This window comes from Arthrobacter sp. Helios (assembly GCF_023167125.1).
GTDB classification, from domain to species: domain Bacteria; phylum Actinomycetota; class Actinomycetes; order Actinomycetales; family Micrococcaceae; genus Arthrobacter_B; species Arthrobacter_B luteolus.
This window is the reverse complement of the sequence record NZ_CP095402.1, coordinates 1098354-1120014: the sequence shown is the minus strand read 5'-3', so window position 1 is coordinate 1120014 and position 21661 is coordinate 1098354. Positions and strand designations below refer to the sequence as shown.

Sequence of the window (21661 nt, the reverse complement as noted above, 5' to 3'; positions counted from 1 at the left end):
GAGACGGGACCACCCCGCTGCACTCGATAGACTGGAAGCCTTATGACCGCGCAAACTTCCGGCAACGCCCTTTCCGAATCGCCCGCAGACGAGCCTGAGGCAGCTGCCCCCCTGACCGTTCTCGAGACTCCGCGTGATGGTGTACCGCTGGTCATCGACACCCCGCAAGGGCTGGAACGGGCGGCCCGGGCCCTGGCTGGCGGAACCGGCCCGGCAGGCGTAGACGCTGAACGGGCCTCTGGTTTCCGCTACGGCCAGCGTGCCTTCCTGGTGCAGATCCGCCGCGAAGGGGCCGGCACCTGGCTGATTGATCCTGAACCGCTGCGCGACCTCAGCATCATCAATGAGGCCCTGCACGGCGTGGAATGGATCCTGCACGCCGCCACCCAGGACCTGCCCTGCCTGTCAGAGCTGGGAATGTGGCCGGACAAGCTTTTCGACACCGAACTTGCCGCGCGCCTCGCCGGGCTGCCCCGGGTTGGGCTCGCCGCCGTCATCGAACAGCTGCTGGGCTTCAGCCTCGCCAAGGAACACTCCGCCGCGGACTGGTCCACCCGGCCCCTGCCCGAGCCCTGGCTCCGGTATGCCGCCCTCGACGTCGAAGTCCTAGCCGAGCTGCGCGAAGAACTGGTCAAACTGCTCGAAGCCGACGGCAAGCTGGCCTTCGCCGAAGAGGAGTTTGAAGCCATCCGGACCGCGGAGCCGGCGCCGCCGCGCACCGACCCGTGGCGCCGGACGTCCGGCATGCATCAGCTGCGTGACCGCCGGCAGCTGGCGGCCGTGCGTGAGCTGTGGCTGGAACGAGAGCAGCTGGCCGAGCGCCGCGACACCGCCCCCGGCCGCCTTATTCCGGATTCCGCCATTGTTGCTGCCGCCCGGGCCATGCCCAACACGGTCCCGCAGCTGCTGGGCACCCCCGGCTTCCACGGCCGCGCGGCCCAGCGCGAAGCGCCGCGCTGGCTGCGCTGCATCGCTGCGGCCCGGGAGACCAAGGACCTGCCCGCACTGCATGTGCCCACCCATGCCCCGCCGCCGCCGCGTGTCTGGGCCCGGAACGATCCCGCCGCCGCAGCGCGCCTCCAGACGGCCAAGCCGCGGCTGGCCGCGCTGGCGGAACGGTTGAACCTGCCGGTGGAGAACCTGCTGACCCCGGATCACCTGCGCCGGGTGGCCTGGCGGCCGCCGGCAGAGATCAACCTGGACACCATCAGCGACGCACTGCGGAACCTCGGGGCCAGGGAATGGCAGATCGACCAGACTGCTGCGGTGCTGACGGTTGCTTTCCTGGACCCGGATCCGCTGGTGGAGAAGGAAAAGGAGTAACCGGCTACTGCAGGCGCAGGAGCTTGTCCGGATTCCGCATCGCATAAACACCGGTAATCTTCCCGCCCTCTGAAGTGGCCTGGAAGACGGTGGTCACGGTCCCGCCCTCGCGGAAGGCAACCGCCGGCAGGCCGTTGAGCTCAATAAACTCCGGAACGGCACCGGCACTGTATTTACCGGCCAGTCCCAGCAGCAGTGCCGCGACCCGCTCCGGGCCGCGCACCGGCTTGCGGGCGGCACTGACTTTGCCGCCGCCGTCGGAAACCAGCACAACGTCCGGGGCCAGCACGTCCAGCAGTGCCTGCACCTGCCCGGTCATGGCCGCTTCCAGGAAGCGTTCGACGGCGGCGCGGTGCTCGCTCTTCTCCGGCTGTTTCCGCGGCGTCCCCGCGCGGACCCGTTCCCGGGCCCGGTGCACCGTCTGGCGGGCCGCGGCCTCGCTGGATTCCAGCGCGGCTGCCACCTCGGAGTAGGAAAAACCGAACACCTCGCGCAGCAGGAACGCCGCCCGTTCAGGCCCGGACAGGTTCTGCATCAGGACCAGCATCGCCGTGGAGACCTCCGCTGCCGTCAGCGCAGCGACCTGCGGATCGGAGCTCTCCCCGCCGCCGGGGCCGGTGCGGAGGGGCTCCGGCAGCCAGTCCCCGATGTAATCCTCCCTCCGCCGGGCCGCGCTCCGGACGGCGTTGAGCGCCTGCCTGGCCGCGGTCCGGGCGAGGTAGGCGCGCGGGTTGTCCACCTGGCCGGGTACCGCTGCGAACCGCAGATAGGTCTCCTGCACCACGTCCTCCGCATCGGTGACCGTACCGGTGATGTCGTAGGCGATGGCGAACACCAGTCCGCGGTGGGCCAGGAAGTCGCTGTCCCGGTTCAGCTCCACGCTGCCGGGGCTGTGGGCTGCGGCGTCATCGTGGGACCGGCCGGCCATGTGTATGCTCCGCTCTTTGTGGCTTCCCCTCGGATCCACCGCAGGGTCATGCGGCAGATTACCTCTTTAAGCACGGCAGCGGAGCGGCCATGAAGGTGGAAACTCCGCGGCGTGTAGCCCGCAGTCAGAAACTGGACCGCTCCGTCCCGCCGCCCCAGGCTGACGCACTGGCCCAGGAAACCGCTGTTGTGGCGGGACAGCGGCGTTCCGGCGGCGGACCGCAGGATGTTCCCGGCGGCCTCGGCCCCCATGGGCATCGCGGACGCACAGGTCATGGGCAGGTAGCCGTAGCCGGGATCCGTGATCACCGCGGCATCGCCGGCACCGAAGATCCGGTCCTGTCCGTGAACCCGCAGGGTGGCGTCGACGGCAAGCCGGCCGTCGGCGTCGACAGGCAGTCCGCTGCGGGCGGCCAGCTGCGGCACGCCGAAGCCGGCGCACCAGAGAACGACGGCGGCTTCCGGGAGCCCCTCCGGGTCCACCGTTCCGGTGCGGACACGGATGCCGGCGCGGTGCAGGCTCCGCAGCAGGCCTGCGCGCGCCCCGGCGGAGAAGTGCGGCACCGGCGCGCCGCCGCTGTACAGCGTGAGCGGATTATCCGGGTAGGCCCGCGCCGTTTCGGCGGCCACCTCGACGGCGGTGAGGCCACCGCCGATCACGACGATCCGCTCCCCCGGAGCCAGCCGCGAGAGGCGTGCCCTCGCTCCCGCGGCGCCGGAGAGCCGGTCCGGGGCGAGGGTGCCGGGCGGGACCCGGCTTTCTCCGCTGCCCACGGCGTACACGAGGTACCCGTAGTCCAGCCGGTCCCCGGAGGCCAGGCGCACGGTGTGTGCCGCGGCGCTGACCGCTTCGGCCCGGTCGGTGAGTACCTGGACGCCCGGGTTGAGCAGGGTTGCGTAATCCACTGTGGGGTCAGCGCGGGTTCCGGCGGTGTATTCGTGCAGCCGGATCCGCTGGGTGAACCTCCCCTCCGGGGTCACCAGCCGGACCGGGTGCCCCCGTCCGGCCAGCCGGTTCGCTGCCATAACGCCCGCGTATCCGCCGCCGAGGACTACTGCCGTGGTGTCCATCAGAATTCTCCCTTGCTCCCATTTCAGCCGCCGGCATTTCCGGCCTGCCCATAAGACACCGCGGCACTGTTTTTTGTGACAGGTCTGCAACAATTCCCGAAGAATGCGGCTTCGACCTGCGCTTTTCAGGATTCTCCAAGCCGGTGCCGTTATGATTTTTCCTACTATGGACGACCCTTCTCATAAACCCATGCCCTCCTGTGCTCCAGCTGTTTTGGATCGGGGAGGGCAGCCCCATGAATGACTCCTATGAATGGATCATGGTCGGCATCGGCCTGCTCCTGACTGTTGGCACCGGATTGTTCGTTGCCTCGGAATTCGCCCTTGTCAACCTTGACCGCAACGATCTCGAATCGCGTCAGGCGGCCGGTGAAAAGCGGCTGGGCCCCACCATCAAGGCCCTGAAAATCACCTCGACCCATCTCTCCGGTGCACAGCTGGGCATTACGCTCACCACGCTGCTCACCGGCTACACCTTCGAACCCGCCATCAGCTCCCTGCTGCGCAGCCCCATGCTGGCCGCGGGTGTTCCCGAAGCCGCAGTCGGCGGCGTGGGCACGGTGATCGGCGTCCTGCTGGCCACGCTGTTCTCCATGATCATCGGCGAACTCGTGCCGAAGAACTTCGCGCTGGCGCTGCCCCTGGCCACGGCCAAGCTGGTCATCCCCTTCCAGGCCCTGTTCACCGCCATCTTCAAACCCGTCATCCTCCTGTGCAACAACACCGCCAACGCGGTCATCCGTTCCTTCGGCATCGAGCCGAAGGAAGAGCTCTCCGGTGCCCGCAGCGCCGAGGAGCTCAGCTTCCTGGTCCGCAGATCGGCGCTGGAAGGTGTCCTGGATCAGGACCACGCGGAGCTGCTGCACCGCACGCTGCGCTTCTCCGACCACACCGCTGAGGACGTGATGACCCCGCGCGTGCGGATGGTCTGCATCCCCGCGACGGATACGGCGGAGGAAATCATCGCCACGGCGGTTTCCACCGGCTACTCGCGTTTCCCGGTCATCGGCCGGGATTCGGATGACATCCTGGGCGTGCTGCACGTCAAGCAGGCGTTCGCCCTTCCGCTCACTGAACGGGCAACGACGACGGCGGCTGACGTCATGGTGGCGCCGCTCCGCGTTCCTGAATCAATGGGCGTGGATACCCTCCTGGGCGTCCTGCGGGCCCAGGGCCTGCAGATCGCCATCGTGACCGACGAACACGGCGGCACCGCCGGCGTCGTCACGCTCGAGGATCTCGTAGAGGAAATCGTGGGCGAGCTGGAGGACGAACACGACCGTGCGAGAGTTGGCGTCGTCCGCACCGGACGCTCCGTCACCTTTGACGCTTCCCTGCGCCCGGACGAGCTCCTGGACCGCGCCGGCATCACCGTTCCGGACGGCGAGGACTACGAGACACTCGCCGGCTTCGTCACGCACTCCCTGGACCGGATGCCGGAACTCGGCGACGAGGTGGAAGTGGACGACGGCGTGCTCCGCGTCGAGCGCGTCCTCGGCACCCATGTCGAGCGGCTGCGCTTCACCCCGAACACCGGCTCCGAATCACCGCGCAGTGCGCACGACCGCCTGGTCGATACCCTGACGAAGGACATCATCCATGAGTGAGTACCTCCCCGGCATTATCTGGCTGGTGGTGCTGCTGGCCGTCAACGCGTTTTTTGTCGGCGCCGAGTTCGCTGTCATCTCTGCCCGCCGTTCCCAGATTGAACCGAAGGCCGCCCAGGGCAGCAAGGCCGCCAAAACCACCCTGTGGGCCATGGAACATGCCACCCTGATGCTGGCCACCAGCCAGCTGGGCATCACCGTGTGCTCGCTGCTGATCCTGAACGTCTCCGAACCGGCGATCCACCACCTGCTGGAAATTCCGCTCGCCGGGACTCCCCTGACTCCCGAAGCGATCAGCTTTACGGCGTTTATCGTGGCACTGCTGCTGGTCACCTTCCTGCACGTGGTGGTCGGTGAGATGATCCCGAAGAACATCTCCTTCTCCGTTCCCACCCGGGCAGCCCTGCTCCTGGCTCCGCCGCTGGTCATCGTGGCCCGCATCTTCAAGCCCGTGATCTGGGGCCTGAACGCCGTCGCCAACTCGGTCCTGCGTCTGTTCAAGGTGGAACCGAAGGATGAAGCCACCAGCACCTACACCCTGGACGAAGTTGCCACGATCGTGGAGCAGTCGACCAGGGAAGGCGTGCTGGAGGATTCCAGCGGAACGCTCACCGCGGCCTTCGAATTCACCTCCAAGACCGTGGCCGACGTTGAGGTGCCGATCGCGGACATGGTCCTGGTCCCGGCCGGAGCCACGCCCGCCGACATCCAGAAGGCGGTGGGCAGCCACGGCTACTCCCGCTACATCCTGGCCGACGACGACGGCGACCTGACCGGGTACCTGCACCTCAAGGACGTGATGGACCTGGTGGAACCGGAGCGGTTCAACACTCCGGTCCCGGCCAAGCGCATCAGACGGCTGGCCAGCGCCTACCGCGGCAGTGAACTTGAGGACGCCCTCGAGACCATGCGCCGCACCGGAGCCCACGTGGCCCGCGTGCTGGACGCCGACGGCACCATCACCGGTGTCCTGTTCCTCGAAGACATCATCGAGGAACTCGTCGGCGAAGTGCAGGACGCCACCAGCGTCTAGCTTGTTGGCGCCGATGCCGGGGGCTGGGACCGTGTTGATCGGTCCCAGCCCCGGTGCGTTCCACCACCCAACGGATCCACACCGGCCCAGACCTGCCCTCCTGTAGACTGGCGCTCATTATGAGGGCAGGTATTCGGGCCGCAGCTGGCCATGCGTTGACTCTCCGGTCGACGCCGCAGCTGTTCAGCACCGCCCTTGGCCTCCTGGCGATCCTGGCCGGAATTCTGGGCATGCATATGCTCGCCGACCCGCAGGCAGCAGCAAGCCACTCCGGTGCCAGTCACTCGGTTTCCGGCCAGCCCGGTACCACTGCGCACTCCGCCGGGACGGCACTGCGCCACGATGCCGATCCGGCACCCGCTGCTGCACCTGCCTCCGACGGCGGCGGGCACGCCTCCGGGGCATGCCCCGATTGCGGACCTGCCGGCTGCGCAGCAGGCCTCTGCATGATGTTCCTGGTGCTGGTCAGCATCACGGCGGTACTTGGTCTGCTGACGTCCCGCCGGTACCGGAATCCGGACCGTCCGGACCCACCCCGGGCCTTCCCCGTCTTCCAGGCTCCCCCGGCCGCTCCTTCGCTCGTTCAACTCTGCATCAGCCGTACGTAAAATTCCGGCTTCGCGAATTCTGCGGAGCCCCTTTTGTGTGCCTGCCCACCGTGGCAGTGCTGATTGCCCAAAAAGTATGAACTTACCGAAGGAACCACCATGAAGAAGCTTGCCCCTGTATCTGCCGCTGCCCTCGCCGCCGCCCTCCTTCTGGCGGGTTGCGGAGCAGACACCAGCGCCCCGGAATCGAGCCCAGCGGCGGAGAGTATGGGCCACCACGGCAGCAGCAATTCGCCCGACGCCGCTGCGGACCACAACAGCGCGGACACCATGTTCGCCCAGATGATGATCCCGCACCACGAACAGGCGGTCACCATGAGCGCCATGATGCTGGCCAAGGAGGGACTCGACCCCCGAATCGTGGAACTGGCAACGGACATCAAGGCCGCCCAGGGCCCGGAAATCCAGAAGATGGATGACTGGCTGGCGGCCTGGGGCGAGCCCCGGGAAATGTCCGGACATCATGAAATGGATGGCATGCTCTCCAACGAGGACCTGGCCACCCTGGAAGCAGCCCAGGGGATGGAAGCGGCAAAACTGTTCCTGGCCCAGATGATCGAACACCATGAAGGTGCCGTGAAGATGGCAGAAGAGGAAGCTGCGGCCGGCTCAAACCCCGGCGCCGTGCAGCTGGCCGAGGACATTGTGGCCAGCCAGAACGCCGAAATTGCCCAGATGCAGAGCCTGCTGCAGGGCCTGGCATGAGGCTGGGATTCAGCGGCCGCAGCGGTGCCGCCGCCGCCGTCGTGCTTCTGGCCCTGACCGCCTGTTCCTCACCCGCCGGCAGCCGGGAGGCGGACGCCTCGCCGCCGTTTCCCAGCCACGTGCACGCACTGGCACTGAAGCCGGGGACCACGGATGTGATCGTCGCTTCCCACGAGGGAATCTTCGAAGTCTCCGGCAGCGAGCTGCACCCCACCGGCACCAACATTGACCTGATGGGCTTTGCTGTTGCCGGGAACGGTGACTACCTTGCCTCCGGGCACCCGGGTCCGGGAGTCGACCTGCCGGAACCCGCCGGCCTGATCCGTTCCACGGACGGAGAGTCCTGGAGCGTGGAATCCCTGGGCGGCGAATCCGATTTCCATGCACTCGCGGTCACTGGCGGCGGCATCATCGGTTTCGACGGAACCCTGCGCCTTAGCCGGGACGGTGGGCAGTGGACCGACTCACAGACGCAGCTCACGCCCTATAACCTGGCCGGATCGCCGTCGGGCACACTGGCCGTTGCCACCACGGAAGCGGGCCCCTACCGGTCCCAGGATGCCGGGCTCACCTGGAGCGCAATCTCCGGCGCGCCTGTGATCATGCTGGCCGCGGTGACGGATCAGTCCCGGATTGTCGGTGTCCTCCCGGATGGCGGCATTGTCACGAGTGAGGACCAGGGCGGTACCTGGGTCCCGGCGGGGAAAGTCTCCGGCTACCCGGTGGCGGTGACAGCCGCCGAGACGGTAGACGGGCTGCAGATCTGGGTTATGACCGACGCCGGCCTGGAGCATTCAGCCGATGGCGGTCAGAGCTTCTCCACCATCGTCGGGCTGCCTGCCCAGGCGCCGTAGCCTGGCTGTAGTATCCGGGGCGGGGGTTCTCCCCCGCCCCGGACCCTTGCAGCCTAAGTTACTGACGAGTAACATTGGCGGGGAACTCATTTCCGCGTTCCCCGTCAAGACCTCAAAGAGGAGCAGTACGTGAGCCCACAGAGCCGAGCACGGCAAATCAGGGACGTTGTTTTCGTCGACGGCGTTCGGACCCCGTTTGGAAGAGCCGGCGAGAAGGGCATGTACGCCGACACCCGCGCCGATGACCTGGTGGTCAAGTGCATCCGCGAACTCCTGCGCCGCAACCCGTCGCTGCCGCCGGAGCGCGTTGACGAGGTAGCCATCGCCGCCACCACCCAGACCGGCGACCAGGGCCTGACCATCGGCCGCACCGCAGCCTTGCTGGCCGGGCTCCCCCGCACGGTTCCCGGCTTCGCGATCGACCGGATGTGCGCCGGTGCCATGACCGCCGTAACGACGACGGCGTCGGGTATCGGTTTCGGCGCCTACGACGTCGTGATTGCCGGCGGCGTGGAGCACATGGGCCACCATCCGATGGGTGTGGGCGCGGACCCGAACCCGCGCTTCGTTACCGAGCGGCTGGTGGATCCGGCTGCCCTGAACATGGGCAACACCGCGGAGAACCTGCACGACCGCTTTCCGGAGATCACCAAGGACCGCACCGACGCGTACGCCGCCGCGAGCCAGGAAAAGCTGGCCAAGGCCTACGCCGGCAATCAGATCCAGCCGGATCTGGTGCCCGTAGTCACCAAAAAGCCCGGCGCCGGCTGGACCCTCAGCAGCGTCGACGAAGGCCCCCGCCCGGGCACCACCGTTGAGGATCTGGCAGAACTGCGTACCCCGTTCCGGCCGCACGGCCGCGTGACGGCCGGCAACGCCTCAGGACTGAACGACGGCGCCACCACGGCCCTGCTGGCCTCCGCGGATGCCGCTGAGGAACTCGGCCTGCCCGTGAAGATGCGCCTGGTCGGCTACGCTTTCGCCGGCGTCGAGCCCGAGGTGATGGGCATTGGCCCGGTCCCGGCCACCGAGAAGGCACTGAAGCAGACCGGACTGAGCATTGAGGACATCGGCCTGTTCGAAATCAACGAGGCCTTCGCCGTGCAGGTCCTGTCCTTCCTGGACCACTTCGGCATCGCCGACGACGATCCCCGGGTCAACCGCTACGGCGGCGCGATCGCCGTCGGGCATCCCCTGGCGTCGTCCGGCGTCCGGCTGATGACCCAGCTGGCCCGCCAGTTCGAGGAAGACCCCTCGGTGCGCTACGGCATGACCACCATGTGCATCGGCCTGGGCATGGGCGCCACCGTCATCTGGGAAAACCCCAACCACCCCGATTACAACACCGAGTCCACGGAGGCTTCGAAGTAATGACCGCACCTGATTACCAGCGCCTGGCCGGGCTCTTCCCGAACGAGGTTGTCACCCACTCCTACGTCAGTGACGTGGAACTGCCCGGCGGAGCGGGCACCTTTGCGCTCATCACGCTGGACAACGACGTCGATCACTCGCGCCCCACCACGCTGGGCCCGAACACCCTGCTGGAGCTCGGCAGTGTGCTCGATTTCCTCAAAGAACGGGCCGGCCGGGGCGAGATCGTGGGCGTCGGCGTGACCGGCAAGCCCCACTACCTCGTGGCGGGCGCTGACCTTTCGGCAGTGAAAACCCTGGCCGAGTACGAGGACGGCGTGGCCATGGCAGCCCTGGGCCACGAGGTCTACAGCAAGCTCGGTAACCTGGGCGTTCCCAGCTTCGCGTTCATCAACGGCGTGGCGCTCGGCGGCGGGCTGGAGATTGCCCTGCAGTCCGATTTCCGCACGGTTTCCACCGGCGCCGGCGCCCTGGCGCTGCCGGAAGCGTTTATCGGCCTGGTGCCGGGCTGGGGCGGCGTGTACCTGCTGCCGCGCCTGATCGGTCCCGAGAATGCCGTCAAGGTAATGATCGAGAACCCCCTGAGCAACAACCGGACCCTGTCCGGTCCAGCGGCCTACAAGCTCGGTGTGGCGGATGCCCTGTTTGAGCCGGCCGACTTCCTGGAGCAGTCCCTCGCCTGGGCGTCCCGGGTCATTACCGGCGCGGAGACCGTGAACCGGCCGAACGCCGTCGAGCCTTCCGACGTTGGCGACCGCTGGGACGCCGCAGTTGCCGCCGGCCGGGCCTTCGTGGAGGCACGCACCTCCAACGCAGCTCCGGCCCCGGCCAAGGTGCTGGACATCTTCGAAGCCGGAAAGAACTGGACCCGCGAGCAGTCCCGCGAGGCCGAATGCGATGCGCTGGCTGAACTGATGCAGACTCCGCAGTTCCAGTCCACCGTGTATGCCTTCCTGGACCTCGTGCAGAAGCGCGGCAAGCGTCCGGCCGGCGCGCCGGACAAGAAGCTGGCCCGGCCGGTGACCAAGGTCGGCGTCGTGGGCGCAGGCCTGATGGCCAGCCAGCTCGCCCTGCTGTTCGCGAAGAACCTGAAGGTTCCCGTGGTGATGACGGACATCGACCAAGAGCGGGTGGACAAGGGTGTGGGCTACGTCCACGCCGAGGTGGACAAGCTGCTCGGCAAGGGCCGCATCTCCCCCGACGCTGCGAACCGCACCAAGGCTCTGGTCACCGGATCGGTGTCCAAGGAAGCCTTCGCCGACGCCGACTTCGTGATCGAGGCAGTGTTCGAGGAAATGTCCGTGAAGAAACAGGTCTTCGCCGAGGTGGAGGCCGTCGTCTCCCCCGAGTGCATCCTCGCTACCAACACGTCTTCCCTGTCCGTCACCGAAATGGCAGCGGACCTGCAGCACCCCGAGCGCGTGGTGGGCTTCCACTTCTTCAACCCGGTGGCCGTCATGCCGCTGCTGGAGATTGTGCGCGCCCCGAAGACCGACGACGCCGTGCTGGCCACCGCATTTGTCCTCGCGAAGCAGCTGAAGAAGACCGCCGTATTGGTCAAGGATGCCGCCGCGTTTGTGGTCAACCGCATCCTCGGCCGGATGTTCGGCGAAATCACGAAGGTCTTCGATGAGGGCACCGACGCCGCGACGGCGGACAACGCACTGCGCCCCATGGGACTGCCGATGACGCCGTTCAACCTGCTGGCCCTGGTGGGCCTGCCGGTGGGACAGCATGTGCAGGAATCCCTGCACGCTGCCTTCGGCGACCGGTTCCATGTCTCGGAAAATTCGCAGAAGCTGATCGACGCCGGCATCAAGTCGCTGTGGCAGCAGGACGCCGACGGGAAGCCGTACGTCCCGGAGGAGACCCTCGCACTCCTTTCCTTCGGCGACTCACCGTCAACCGCGGAGGAGGTGCTGCGCCGCACGCAGGACGCCCTCGCTGAGGAAATCGGCCTGATGCTGGACGAGGGCGTGGTGGCGGGCCCCGAGGACATCGACCTGTGCGTCATCCTCGGTGCCGGCTGGCCGATGCATCTGGGCGGCATTACGCCGTACCTGGACCGGGTGGGGGCCTCCGACCGGGTCAACGGAAAGCTGTTCAACGCCGGTGCTGTTCCGGTGGCTGCTGCATAGTCCTTTCCGCTTCATCTGGCTGATTCGCTGGGCACGCGCCGGGCGGACCGGAACGGCGGCAACGAAATTCCCGCTCGCAGAGCTCGCAGGGAATATTAAAGCCGCCTAACCCGGTCCGTCCGGCGCTTTCGCGTTAGAGCGGCCATGCGAAGATGGGCGGATGAAAGCCCAGCCCGAGTTGCTTCTTGACGGTCCCCGTGGCCGGCGCCTGTGCCTTGAGCTCGCGATGGAACTTGATCCCGGCGTCAGGAACGCCGTCTTCCGGCTGGGGTACGAACTGGACCCGGGCAAAGGGACATCCACTGTCCTGTTCGCGTTGTCCAGCGACGGCCCGGGCGATTCCACAGGTCCGGGCGAATCCCCGTCGCTGGAAGACCTGGCGGCGGCACTGAGTTCCATCGATGCTTCCAGTCTCACGGAGGCGCAGCTGATGGCGGCGCTTGAGTGCTCGGTAGGTAACGCCCGCTACTGGCAGGAACCCGATGGGGAAGACGTGCTCGCTGGGCTCCCAGCCATCGTCGAAGCTTTCCGCCCGCTCGCCGAGCAGGTCCTGGCAACCCCCACGTGGCGGGAATGGTCCCAGTCCCGCCGGCCGGAACAGTGGGCTATTGATTGGCGGTCAGCGGAGGACCCGGCGCCGCTGCCACGGGAGCCGCAGCAGGCGTTGAGCAGGTGGGCGGAAGAGATACGGGCTGAGGAAGCCCGGGCCGCACGCGACCGCCCTGAGAGCGTTTACGCCAATTTCTCTGGAAGCTGGTGGTCCTTCCCCCTCCGCCTCCTCCGGACAGTGGGTGCAATCCCGCAGGCCCTCACCCTGGTGGAAGATTCCCTCGGTTGGGAGGAGGCAACCGTGATTCCGGTATACGGGGCTGGCCGGACCTTCGAGATCCGCACAGCGGATGACTGGATCTTCCTCTGCCGCGCCTATCCGCTGGACGTCACTGCCTCCCGCAGACACGATTGGTTCCACACCACCGGACGGGACGGCCGCTGGGTCATCCCGGACTGGCAGCAGGTTGCCGGGGAGTGGGACGCAGTCCACCTCACGATCTCCGGCTATCTTCATACTGCAGGCCGGGCGCTCCAGGTGGGTCCAGACACGGCGTCAGTCCTTGCCGGATGGGACCCCGATTCCACACTGTGGCTTGCGGATGCCGCCCGCGAGGAAGATGCCCCGCGCCAGCACTGGCACCGGGACCACAACGACGACATCTGGAGCCGGGTACGCCGCCCTGAGCAGTAAGGCCTATGGGCCTGCCGGGCGGCGAGAAGGCGGTCGCCGCCTGCCTAGGAGCATGACGACCACCAGCGCAATCAGGGCAACGGCGCTCACGAGGTAGAGCAGCATGCCCCAGGGCGAATGGTCACCGCCGGTTGTGGCAAAGGTATCGGCAATCCCCATACCGGCGGGGAACGAGGCGAACCAATGTGACGGCGCCGCAAGGACCAAAAGCAGTAAATCCATCCTGACGACCGTGCTCACCCAGAGTCCGGGACCCCGCTGTGATGCGATGAGGACCAATCCTGCGAGCAGCATCCCAGTGACGGCCCAAGCGAGTACCAGAGGCATGGCTAGGGACTCGTTGGCTCCGGCCATAGCTGTCCGGATTTCGTCGAGCGTTGCCCCGGGCACAGCCGCCTGCGGATTCCAGGCCAGCACTTGGAAGGCCCCGACGGTCGCATAACAGGCAATCATGATCAGCCCGGTAACAGCCGCCTACTCGGCCCTCCACCGTTCGCCTGTTGCCGAATCCACCATGGCCCGCAGCGTAGCAGTCCGGAAAGTATGCCCCCACTCCAGCACCGTCCAGCGGGAAAGGTTCTCTCCGGTGCCGGGATCCCGCTCTGGGCATTCTTGGATTGCCGGTGCAGTACATGGGGGGGGGGGGGGACCGTGATCATGCCGCTGCCGTGAAGGAGTCGAGGTTGGAGTCAGATAGACTGCCACAGCTTTGATTGGTGCCTTTGCGACTCTTGGAGTGGCGAAGGCCGCCGGAGGATGTCGAGGCTCACGAAAACCCAGTCCAGCGGAAAGAGGCAGGAAACGCGTGACAGAGTTCTGGCACAGCAGGCAGGTGCCGCATCTGGAATCGCGCCGGTCCTGCCGGGACAGTGCCTGCTACCGCCCTCACACCCATGACCGGTTCTCGATAGGCCTGATCGACTCGGGTACCACCGTGTTCAGCGGTGCCGTGGGAGACCCGGTCCGGCTGACGGCCGGCGACGTCATCCTCATTCCGGCAGGCCACGTCCACGCCTGCAACCCGGATGAAGGCCGCTGGCAGTACCAAATGATCCAGGCGGACCAGAACTGGATCACGGCCCTTCTGCCTCCGACGGCGGCACATCTCCTGGCCGGAATCAGGGTGTACCGGCAGCCGGAGATTTACCGTCGGTTCACCGCCATCAACAATCTGCTGTTCAACGATGCTGAACCCAGCGGAACCGAAACCGGGTTCCGGGCCGGCCTGCATCAATGTGCGGCGCTTGAACCGACGTACCGACTGGCTGCCGACGGCGATGCAGAGCTTCTTGCCCGTCTGCTTCCGGTCTTTGTCCGGCTGCGGCAGGATGAATCGAACCCGTCCCTCGAGGACCTGGCCGCGCTGGCGGGAATGGGAAAATACCAGCTCATCCGGGCCATGAAGCGCCAGACCGGGCTGGCACCGCTGGCCTGGCGCCAAAACGAACGCGTCATAGCGTCGCGGCGGATGCTCCGCGAAGGCCGGGCCCTGGCCGACACCGCCCATGCCCTGGGGTTCGTGGACCAGAGCCACTTCCACAGGGTCTTCCGCGCCCACGTGGCCGCGTCTCCGGGAACCTACCGCGGCTAACCGCAATTTCGTACAAGACTGCTCCCTGACCCAACCCGCATCCTGAACGAGGTACGTCGTCGAGATAGCTGGGGATAGATGGAGCAGTTCTTTGCTGTGGCAGCAGCACATTTTTTGGCCTTGCTGATCCCCGGGGTGGATTTCTTCCTGATCGCCCGCAGCGCGGTGAGCAGCGGATGGCGGACCGCCAGCGGCGCGTGCCTCGGGATCGCACTGGCCAACGGCGTCTTTATCGCTGCCGCGTTCTCCGGGCTGTCCCTGGTCTCGCATCCGACGCTGCTCGGCATTGTCCAAACGGCCGGCGGGCTGTTTCTGACCTACATTGGCATCGCGTTCCTCCGTTCCAGTGCCCGCATCAGTGTCATGAACGAACCTGCAGCGCCTGGCAACACCTGGGGAAAGAATCTGGGACTCGGGTTAGCCTCCGGCCTGCTCAACCCGAAGAACGCGCTCTTCTACGTCGCCCTCGCCACTGGGCTCTCCGGCGCCGGCACCGGCGAATTGATGCTCTACGGCGCCTGGATGTTCGCCGTCGTCCTGGTCTGGGACCTGTTCATAGCCGTCGCGCTGGGATCTGACCGGGCGCTGGCGAAGCTCTCCCGTTTCCTGCCCTGGATCACGAAGGCAGCTGGGGGTTTCCTCGTACTGCTGGGCACCGGGATGATCATCACCCTCATCGTTGGCCTCGTACGGTAGGGGCGCCCCACCCATAGGTCAGGCCTGCCTTCCGCGCCGCCGCGGGGTGATGGCACTACGTTGGGGGCATGACGAATTCCCCGGAGACACAGACGAGTGGACAGACCCTGAAGATCGGGGTCGTGGGAGCCGGAGGGGTGGGCGCCTATTTCGCCGCGGCGCTGGCACGCGCCGGCCACGAAGTGCACTTGGTGGCGACACCGCGGCATATCGAGCCCATCCGGTCCTGCGGAATCCGCGTCACCAGAGGAGACGGGTCGGAGGGGTTCATGGCAAGGCCGGCCAGTATCAGCACAAATGCGGCGGCGATTGGTGCCTGCGATGCGGTAATTGTGGCCAGCAAGGCCGGCCAGGTCCGCGAGGCGCTGCTGGAGGCCAAGGCCTTGGTCGGGGCTGATACTGCGGTCCTCCCGCTGCAAAACGGGGTGAGCGCCGCACACCAGATCACCGACGCAGTCGGCGAGGGTCACGCGCTGGGCGGAGTCTGCATCATCATCTCCTACCTGACCGAACCGGGGATCGTGCATCACGTCGGCGGCCAGCCGGGCATCACCCTGGGAGAACTGAACGGGAAGGTCACCAGCCGGGTTGAAAAACTGGCGGCGGCGCTCTCGGACGCCCAGGTGCAGACCACCATCTCCGCGCACATCACTGCCGATATGTGGCGGAAGTTCATGCTGATCACCTCCTACGGCGGAGTGGGAGCCCTGTCCCGGGAACCGGTGGGCCGGACGCGTACCAACCCGCTCAGCCGGAGCCTCGTCCGGGACGCGATGAGGGAAGTGGCCAACCTTGCCACGGCTGCCGGCACTCCCCTGGACGAAAGCGACGTCGTGGCGATGATGCACCTGTACGACGCCTTCGATCCCGGCAGCACTTCTTCGATGCAGCGTGATCTAGCCGCCGGCAGGCCCTCGGAGATCGACGAGCAGACGGGGGCCGTTGTGCGGATTGCGGGGCAGTACGGAGTGCGCGTGCCGATTCACGACACAATCTACCGCGCCCTGAAACTGCGAGACGGCTGACCTGCCCTCGCTCCGCTACGCCTGGCTGATGTCAATGCCCGTAATGGGGTCGCCCGCAAGTTCGTAGACCAGGGAGACCGCTCCCTTGGGGAAGCCCTTGGGCGCCTCAGCCAGGGCGAAGGCCGCCGGAACCCCGGCGCCGTCAGGAAACAGCCGTTTGCCGGTGCCGAAGGTCAGCGGATACAGGAAGAGGTTGAGTCTGTCGATAAGCCCCGCCTCGAGCAGCGGGCGTGCCAGGTCTCCGCTGCCAATCACATGAATGTCGTTGAACCGGTCCTTGAGCTCAGCCACGTCCGCGGGGCCTCTCAGCACCGCGGTACCGTCCCAGGCGGGATCGGCCAGGGAGCGGGACACAACGAATTTGGGCATGGCATTGAATTTGGCCGCGATGGGATCCCCTGCGCTTTGGACGGGCCAAAACGCGGCAAAAATGTCATAGGTTTTCCGGCCGAGGAGCAACGCGTCCATGCTGTCGATGTTCGCCATGATCGACGCGCCGGTCTCCTCGTCGGAATATGCTGCCTGCCAGCCGCCGTATTCGAATCCGCCCTCCGGATCCTCATCGGGGCCCCCGGGGGCCTGGTACACGCCGTCGAGCGTGATGAACAGGTCCAGCGATAGTCTTCCCACGATGTGCTCCTTCACATATGCGGCAGCCCGGTTGTCGCGTAGACCGGCGGACCCGGCTGCCTTTTAATCAGTGGCCCTCAGTCCTCCTGCTGCCGGCGCACGATTTCCGTGATCCAGATGGGTGCGTACGGCGAGGTGCAGTTTGGCGGCGTCGGGTAGTCCTTGAGCACTTCCAGCCGTTCGCCAATGCTGATGGCCCGGGCGCGAAGCCCAGGGTGGGAGATGCCGATCTGGGCCAGGCAGTTGTTCATCGCCCATTGCAGGCGGTCCGGGGCATCTTTCATCTCCGCCTCAATCGTGTCCAGCAGGCCAGGCAGATCCAGCCCGTCGGGACTCTTGGATACCCGCTCACTGGTCAACGCCCAGCCGGCGCTGGCCACTACCGGATCCGGATCCGCAAACCAGAGAAGCCGCAGTTCTTCCGCATGCGGACTCTTCCTCACAACATAGTTGACGAACCAGTCGTGCACTTTGGGCACGCGGGCCTCGCGCAGCATGGTGTCCAGTTCGCCGCGTTCGAACGCTTTCGGGCGGCAGATCAGCAGCGCCACCAGCCGGGCCGCGGTGTCACCCGTCGACCACAGCTCCCGGGCAAGTTCCTGCTGCGTCTTCAACTGCTTTGCGACGGCGCGGAGCTTGCTCAGGCTCACGCCGTGATCGTCACCGTGCTTTTCGTTGACTGCCCGGGCCTTCGGATCCTCCAGCGCGGCCAGCTGGGCCAGCACCTCATCAACTGTGGTGGCGGTCGTTTCTGTCGCAGCCATTTTTGCTCTCTTCATCCGCTGAAATTCCAGCCTACCTTCGGTCAGCGTGCCGGGCGCTCACGTTGTACAAAGCCTCTACGCTGCGCCGGGCAAGGCCGATGCCGTAAATGCGGCGGCATCCTCGGGCCAGGGGTCTCACGTACCCGGCCAATGAACTCAACAACCGCGTCAGGGGTTGGGTCAGTCAGCTGCACCGGTGCGTCGCTCATGGGTGCACCCTACGCCTCTGGCTGATGCTGGCAAGCGCTTCTTTCCGGAGCACGAACAAGCCGTGGGATGAGCCGCACCAGGAGCAGCATGCCGGCCAGTTCAACCAGGGTTTGGGTGACGACGGCGAGAGGCGCCAACCCCAGCGGCGCAGGGAGGACGAGTGCCAGGGGAAGAACCACCAGGGAATTCCGGGTAGCTCCGCTGAAGATGACCGCCCGGGTCCCGGGGACATCCAGCCTGAATGCCTTGGCCAGGCCCAGGCCAAGGGGGACCATGACTGCGAGGAAAGCTGCGTACAGGGGCACAACGGGGAGCAGCGAAGGGAGTTGACCGCCGACGGCACTGATCTGCGAGCCAACCACAACGGCGAGGGTGAGCATCATGAGAGGCACCATCAGGTCCTGAACAAAGCGCGTGAACTTCCCCGCGGCGTCGGAATTCCGGCTGGCCGCCTGCGTCATCACCGCCAGGACCAGCGGGACCAGGATCAGCCACACGAGAGCCGCCAAAAACGGTCCGGGTTCAAGGACCGAGCCAATGCCCGGGCCCACAATAACCAGCAGGTAGAGAGGCAAAAGGAGCATTTGGAGCAGCATGAGCACGGGTGCGGCAGCCAGAAGCCGATCGCTGGATCCGCCAGCCAGGCCGGAGAAGACAATCACGTAGTCAATGCATGGAGTCAGGAGCACCATCGACACTCCGACCAGCAATGCCTGCTCCCCTGCGATGAAGCGGGTCAGCACATATACAACAACCGGTACCAGCAGGAAGTTCAGGACGAGTACCGCAGCCATAAACCTGCCGTCGTGGAGTGCCTCGATCAGCCTGCCGAACGGAATCCCGAGAAACGTTGTATACAACAGCGCGCCCAGCGCCGGGTTGACGGAGAACTCGAACGCCGGCGCGGCCGCCGGAAGGAACCAGCCAATCACGGCACCTGCGAGAAGCGCCCCAAAGTAAAGCCCGATTTGGTGCCGGTCCATGCGTTCAACGAGCCGGGGGAAGTTCACTCCCCCATCTTGGCACTTCCGTACTGTAGCCTCTCCCCGGTGACCAAGGACGCGACCCATCCGCTTAGTCCTGCAGCAGCGAACCGAACCGCCCAAGCCAGCCACCGTTACCGGCGGCAGGAAGGTCCGGGTTAGGCGGCTTTAATACTCCCTGCGAGCTCTGCGAGCGGGGAGTTTCGTTGCCGCCGTTCCGGACCCTCCGGCCGCCACTTGGCCCACCGGCCGGGACCACCGTGACCTACAGCAGCTCAGCCGAGCCGCTTTAGCGCAGCTGCCAGGTACGGCGCTGTACGCGAGGCTTCGCAGGCAGCCACCTCGTCCGCGGTTCCGGCACAGATAATCCGGCCGCCGTCGTCGCCGCCTGCCGGGCCCATGTCGATCACCCAGTCCGTGGCAGCCACCACGTTCATCGAGTGCTCCACCACCACCACGGTGTTGCCAGCGTCCACCAGCCGGTTCAGCTGCGCCAGCAGCAGCTGCACGTCCTGGGGGTGGAGCCCGGTGGTCGGCTCGTCCAGCAGGTACAGGGTGTGGCCGCGGCGGGCCCGCTGCAGTTCGGTGGCAAGTTTGATCCGCTGGGCTTCGCCGCCGGAGAGTTCCGTGGCGGGCTGACCGAGCCGCAGGTAGCCCAGGCCGACGTCGAGCAGGGTCCGGAGGCTGCGGGCAGCCGCCGGTACATCGGCCAGGAACTCCGCCGCGGTCTCCACGCGCATGCCCAGGACCTCTGCGATGGACTTGCCCCGGTAGGTGACCTCGAGGGTTTCCTCGTTGTAGCGCGCGCCGTGGCAGGCCGGGCAGGGGCCGTAGGTGCCGGGCAGGAACAGCAGTTCGACGGCAAGGAATCCCTCGCCCTGGCAGGTTTCGCAGCGCCCGCCGGCCACGTTGAAGGAAAACCGGCCGGCGCTGTAGCCGCGGGCGCGGGCCTCATCCGTGCCCGCGTAGAGCTTGCGGACGGCGTCGAACAGGCCGGTGTACGTGGCGAGGTTGGAGCGCGGTGTGCGTCCGATGGGCCGCTGGTCCACCCGGACGAGCCGGTCCAGGTGTTCCAGTCCGGCAATACTGCGGACCTGGACGCCGGGGTCCTCGTCCCGGGCGGCGGCGTCACCGGCTTCGTCAGTCACTTCCGGTTCCGGCGGAGCGCCGTTGACCCGGGTGCCGACCGCTTCGGCCAGCACCTGGCTGACCAGCGTTGACTTCCCGGAGCCGGAGACCCCGGTGACGGCGGTCAGGACGCCGAGGGGGATTTCGGCGTCGAGGTCCGTGAGGTTGTGCCGGGTGATGCCCTTCAGCGAGAGCCACTGCTCGGCGCGGCGGCGGGCGGGAACGGATTCCTGCGCTTCACCGAAAAGGAAGGGGCGGGTGGCGCTCTCCGCGACGTCGGCGAGCCCCGCCACCGGACCGCTGTAGAGGACTGTCCCGCCGCCGTCGCCGGCCTGCGGGCCAACGTCCACGATCCATTCGGCGCTGCGCACCACGTCCATGTTGTGCTCCACCACAAAGACCGAGTTCCCGGCGTCCTTGAGTTCCTGCAGGACCGCCAGCAGCGGCTCGGCATCCGCAGGGTGCAGTCCGGCGGAGGGCTCATCCAGGACGTAGACGACGCCGAACAGGCCGGAGCGCAGCTGGGTGGCGATCCGCAGCCGCTGCATCTCTCCCGGGGAGAGTGTGGGGGTGGCGCGGGAGAGGCTGAGGTAGCCCAGGCCCAGGGAAGTCAGCACTTCCAGCCGGGCGAGCAGGTCGCGGGTGATGGTGACTGCCACGTCGGTGTCCTCATTCGATGCAGCCGCCCGGGAGGCGGTGCCGGCCGCCTTGAGCTCCGCCGTCGGCCGGATAATTTCCGCCAGCTCGCCCAGGGTGGCCCCATTCAGTTCCGCGATATTCCGGCCGGCGAACGTGACGGCCAGCGCCTCCGGGCGCAGGCCCGCTCCCCCGCAGACCGGGCAGGGACCGGAGACCATGCATTCCAGCACCCGTTCGCGCATCTTGGCGCTGCCCGAATCGGCGAGGGTGTGCAGTACGTAGCTCTTCGCGCTCCAGAACCGGCCCTTGTACGGTTTGGCGACCCGGTCCCGCTGCGGGGTGATGGTCACCACCGGCTGTTCGTCGGTGAAGAGGATCCAGTCGCGGTCCTCCTTCGGCAGCTTCCGCCAGGGCACATCGACGTCGTAGCCGAGGTGGATGAGGATGTCCCGGAGGTTCTTGCCCTGCCAGGCACCCGGCCAGGCTGCAATGGCACCTTCGCGGATGGTCAGGTTGGGATCCGGGACCAGGGAGTCTTCGGTGACGGTGTGTGCGATGCCCAGTCCGGAGCATTCGCGGCAGGCGCCCGCCGCGGTGTTGGGCGAGAAGGCGTCGGAGTCCAGGCTGCCGGGGACTGCGTCAGCCGGGTAGGTGCCGCCGCGGGAGAAGAGCATGCGCATCGAGTTGGACAGGGTGGTGAGCGTTCCCACCGTTGAGCGGGAACTGGCGGTCCCGCGCCGCTGCTGGAGCGCGACGGCGGGCGGCAGCCCCGTAATCTGCTCCACCTTGGGGTTGTGGCCCTGGGAGATCAGCCGGCGGGCGTAGGGCGCGACGGATTCGAAGTACCGCTTCTGCGCTTCGGCATAGATGGTGCCAAAAGCCAGCGAGGATTTGCCGGAACCGGAGATGCCGGTGAAGGCCACGATCGCGTCCCGGGGAATGTCGACGTCGACGCTGCGGAGGTTGTTCTCCTCCGCACCGCGGACACGGACCATGCCGTTGCCGGACGTACTGGCGGCACTGCGGGGGTTGGGAGCGGACTGGACGGCTGGTACAGGTTTGGTGCTCACCCCTTCGACGCTAACAGGGGGCGTGGTCGTCATCCGGCGATTTGG

At 66.7% G+C, this 21661-nt stretch carries 19 protein-coding genes; 12 read left to right on the top strand and 7 right to left on the bottom strand.

Features of this window, described 5'->3' with window-relative positions; genetic code table 11:
- The first annotated feature begins 42 nt into the window (after window positions 1-42).
- Window positions 43-1323: an HRDC domain-containing protein gene (locus ArtHe_RS04885; protein ID WP_248319006.1), complete on the top strand. Its 1281-nt coding sequence runs from the start codon at window positions 43-45 to the stop codon at window positions 1321-1323.
- Window positions 1324-1327: 4 nt separating this feature from the next.
- On the opposite strand, the gene sigJ is transcribed toward ArtHe_RS04885, so the two are convergent.
- Window positions 1328-2251 (bottom strand): RNA polymerase sigma factor SigJ, encoded by a 924-nt coding sequence (gene sigJ, locus ArtHe_RS04880; RefSeq protein WP_248319005.1) that lies wholly within the window; start codon window positions 2249-2251, stop codon window positions 1328-1330.
- Window positions 2194-3321, bottom strand: coding sequence for an FAD-dependent oxidoreductase (locus tag ArtHe_RS04875; protein WP_248319004.1), 1128 nt, complete (start codon window positions 3319-3321; stop codon window positions 2194-2196). Before ArtHe_RS04875 ends, sigJ begins: the two co-directional genes overlap by 58 nt.
- 236 nt (window positions 3322-3557) lie before the next feature.
- Here ArtHe_RS04875 and ArtHe_RS04870 point away from each other — a divergent pair, with 236 nt between their 5' ends.
- The 8 genes from ArtHe_RS04870 (at window position 3558) to ArtHe_RS04835 (ending at window position 12880) form a co-directional block, all read left to right on the top strand.
- Entirely contained in the window at window positions 3558-4928 is a 1371-nt protein-coding gene (locus ArtHe_RS04870; RefSeq protein ID WP_248319003.1) for a hemolysin family protein, read from the top strand.
- Complete coding sequence (locus ArtHe_RS04865; protein ID WP_248319002.1) at window positions 4921-5961, top strand: hemolysin family protein; 1041 nt, start codon at window positions 4921-4923, stop codon at window positions 5959-5961. Before ArtHe_RS04870 ends, ArtHe_RS04865 begins: the two co-directional genes overlap by 8 nt.
- 119 nt (window positions 5962-6080) lie before the next feature.
- Window positions 6081-6569, top strand: coding sequence for a DUF6153 family protein (locus tag ArtHe_RS04860; RefSeq protein ID WP_248319001.1), 489 nt, complete (start codon window positions 6081-6083; stop codon window positions 6567-6569).
- Between the two features lie 99 nt (window positions 6570-6668).
- Window positions 6669-7274 (top strand): DUF305 domain-containing protein, encoded by a 606-nt coding sequence (locus ArtHe_RS04855; RefSeq protein WP_248319000.1) that lies wholly within the window; start codon window positions 6669-6671, stop codon window positions 7272-7274.
- On the top strand, window positions 7271-8128 hold the full coding sequence (locus tag ArtHe_RS04850; RefSeq protein WP_248318999.1) for a F510_1955 family glycosylhydrolase: 858 nt from the start codon (window positions 7271-7273) through the stop codon (window positions 8126-8128). The genes ArtHe_RS04855 and ArtHe_RS04850 overlap by 4 nt, the downstream gene beginning before the upstream one ends.
- A 129-nt stretch (window positions 8129-8257) precedes the next feature.
- A complete protein-coding gene (locus ArtHe_RS04845; protein ID WP_248318998.1) occupies window positions 8258-9499 on the top strand; it encodes a thiolase family protein in 1242 nt (413 codons plus the stop codon).
- On the top strand, window positions 9499-11637 hold the full coding sequence (locus ArtHe_RS04840) for a 3-hydroxyacyl-CoA dehydrogenase NAD-binding domain-containing protein (RefSeq protein ID WP_248318997.1): 2139 nt from the start codon (window positions 9499-9501) through the stop codon (window positions 11635-11637). The genes ArtHe_RS04845 and ArtHe_RS04840 overlap by 1 nt, the downstream gene beginning before the upstream one ends.
- Window positions 11638-11797: 160 nt before the next feature.
- Window positions 11798-12880, top strand: coding sequence for a hypothetical protein (locus ArtHe_RS04835; RefSeq protein WP_248318996.1), 1083 nt, complete (start codon window positions 11798-11800; stop codon window positions 12878-12880).
- 3 nt (window positions 12881-12883) lie between these two features.
- On the opposite strand, the gene ArtHe_RS04830 is transcribed toward ArtHe_RS04835, so the two are convergent.
- On the bottom strand, window positions 12884-13333 hold the full coding sequence (locus ArtHe_RS04830; protein ID WP_248318995.1) for a hypothetical protein: 450 nt from the start codon (window positions 13331-13333) through the stop codon (window positions 12884-12886).
- A gap of 352 nt (window positions 13334-13685) precedes the next feature.
- Between ArtHe_RS04830 and ArtHe_RS04825 the strand changes: the two genes are divergently transcribed.
- From ArtHe_RS04825 to ArtHe_RS04815, 3 genes are all read left to right on the top strand, one after another.
- Window positions 13686-14471, top strand: a complete 786-nt coding sequence (locus ArtHe_RS04825) for an AraC family transcriptional regulator (RefSeq protein WP_066301114.1) — start codon at window positions 13686-13688, stop codon at window positions 14469-14471.
- 96 nt (window positions 14472-14567) lie between these two features.
- Complete coding sequence (locus ArtHe_RS04820) at window positions 14568-15167, top strand: LysE family translocator (protein WP_248318994.1); 600 nt, start codon at window positions 14568-14570, stop codon at window positions 15165-15167.
- A gap of 68 nt (window positions 15168-15235) precedes the next feature.
- Window positions 15236-16192 (top strand): 2-dehydropantoate 2-reductase, encoded by a 957-nt coding sequence (locus ArtHe_RS04815; protein WP_248318993.1) that lies wholly within the window; start codon window positions 15236-15238, stop codon window positions 16190-16192.
- A 15-nt stretch (window positions 16193-16207) separates the two neighbouring features.
- Here ArtHe_RS04815 and ArtHe_RS04810 read toward each other — a convergent pair whose 3' ends face one another.
- The 4 genes from ArtHe_RS04810 to uvrA form a co-directional block, all read right to left on the bottom strand.
- Window positions 16208-16822, bottom strand: coding sequence for a dihydrofolate reductase family protein (locus ArtHe_RS04810; protein ID WP_248318992.1), 615 nt, complete (start codon window positions 16820-16822; stop codon window positions 16208-16210).
- A 77-nt stretch (window positions 16823-16899) separates the two neighbouring features.
- Window positions 16900-17586, bottom strand: a complete 687-nt coding sequence (locus ArtHe_RS04805) for a DNA alkylation repair protein (protein ID WP_248318991.1) — start codon at window positions 17584-17586, stop codon at window positions 16900-16902.
- Window positions 17587-17804: 218 nt separating this feature from the next.
- Window positions 17805-18779 carry a bile acid:sodium symporter gene (locus tag ArtHe_RS04800; RefSeq protein WP_248319672.1) on the bottom strand — a complete coding sequence of 325 codons (975 nt, stop codon included), beginning with the start codon at window positions 18777-18779 and terminating at the stop codon, window positions 17805-17807.
- A 275-nt stretch (window positions 18780-19054) separates the two neighbouring features.
- A complete protein-coding gene (gene uvrA / locus ArtHe_RS04795) occupies window positions 19055-21541 on the bottom strand; it encodes an excinuclease ABC subunit UvrA (protein ID WP_248319671.1) in 2487 nt (828 codons plus the stop codon).
- Between the last annotated feature and the right edge of the window lie 120 nt (window positions 21542-21661).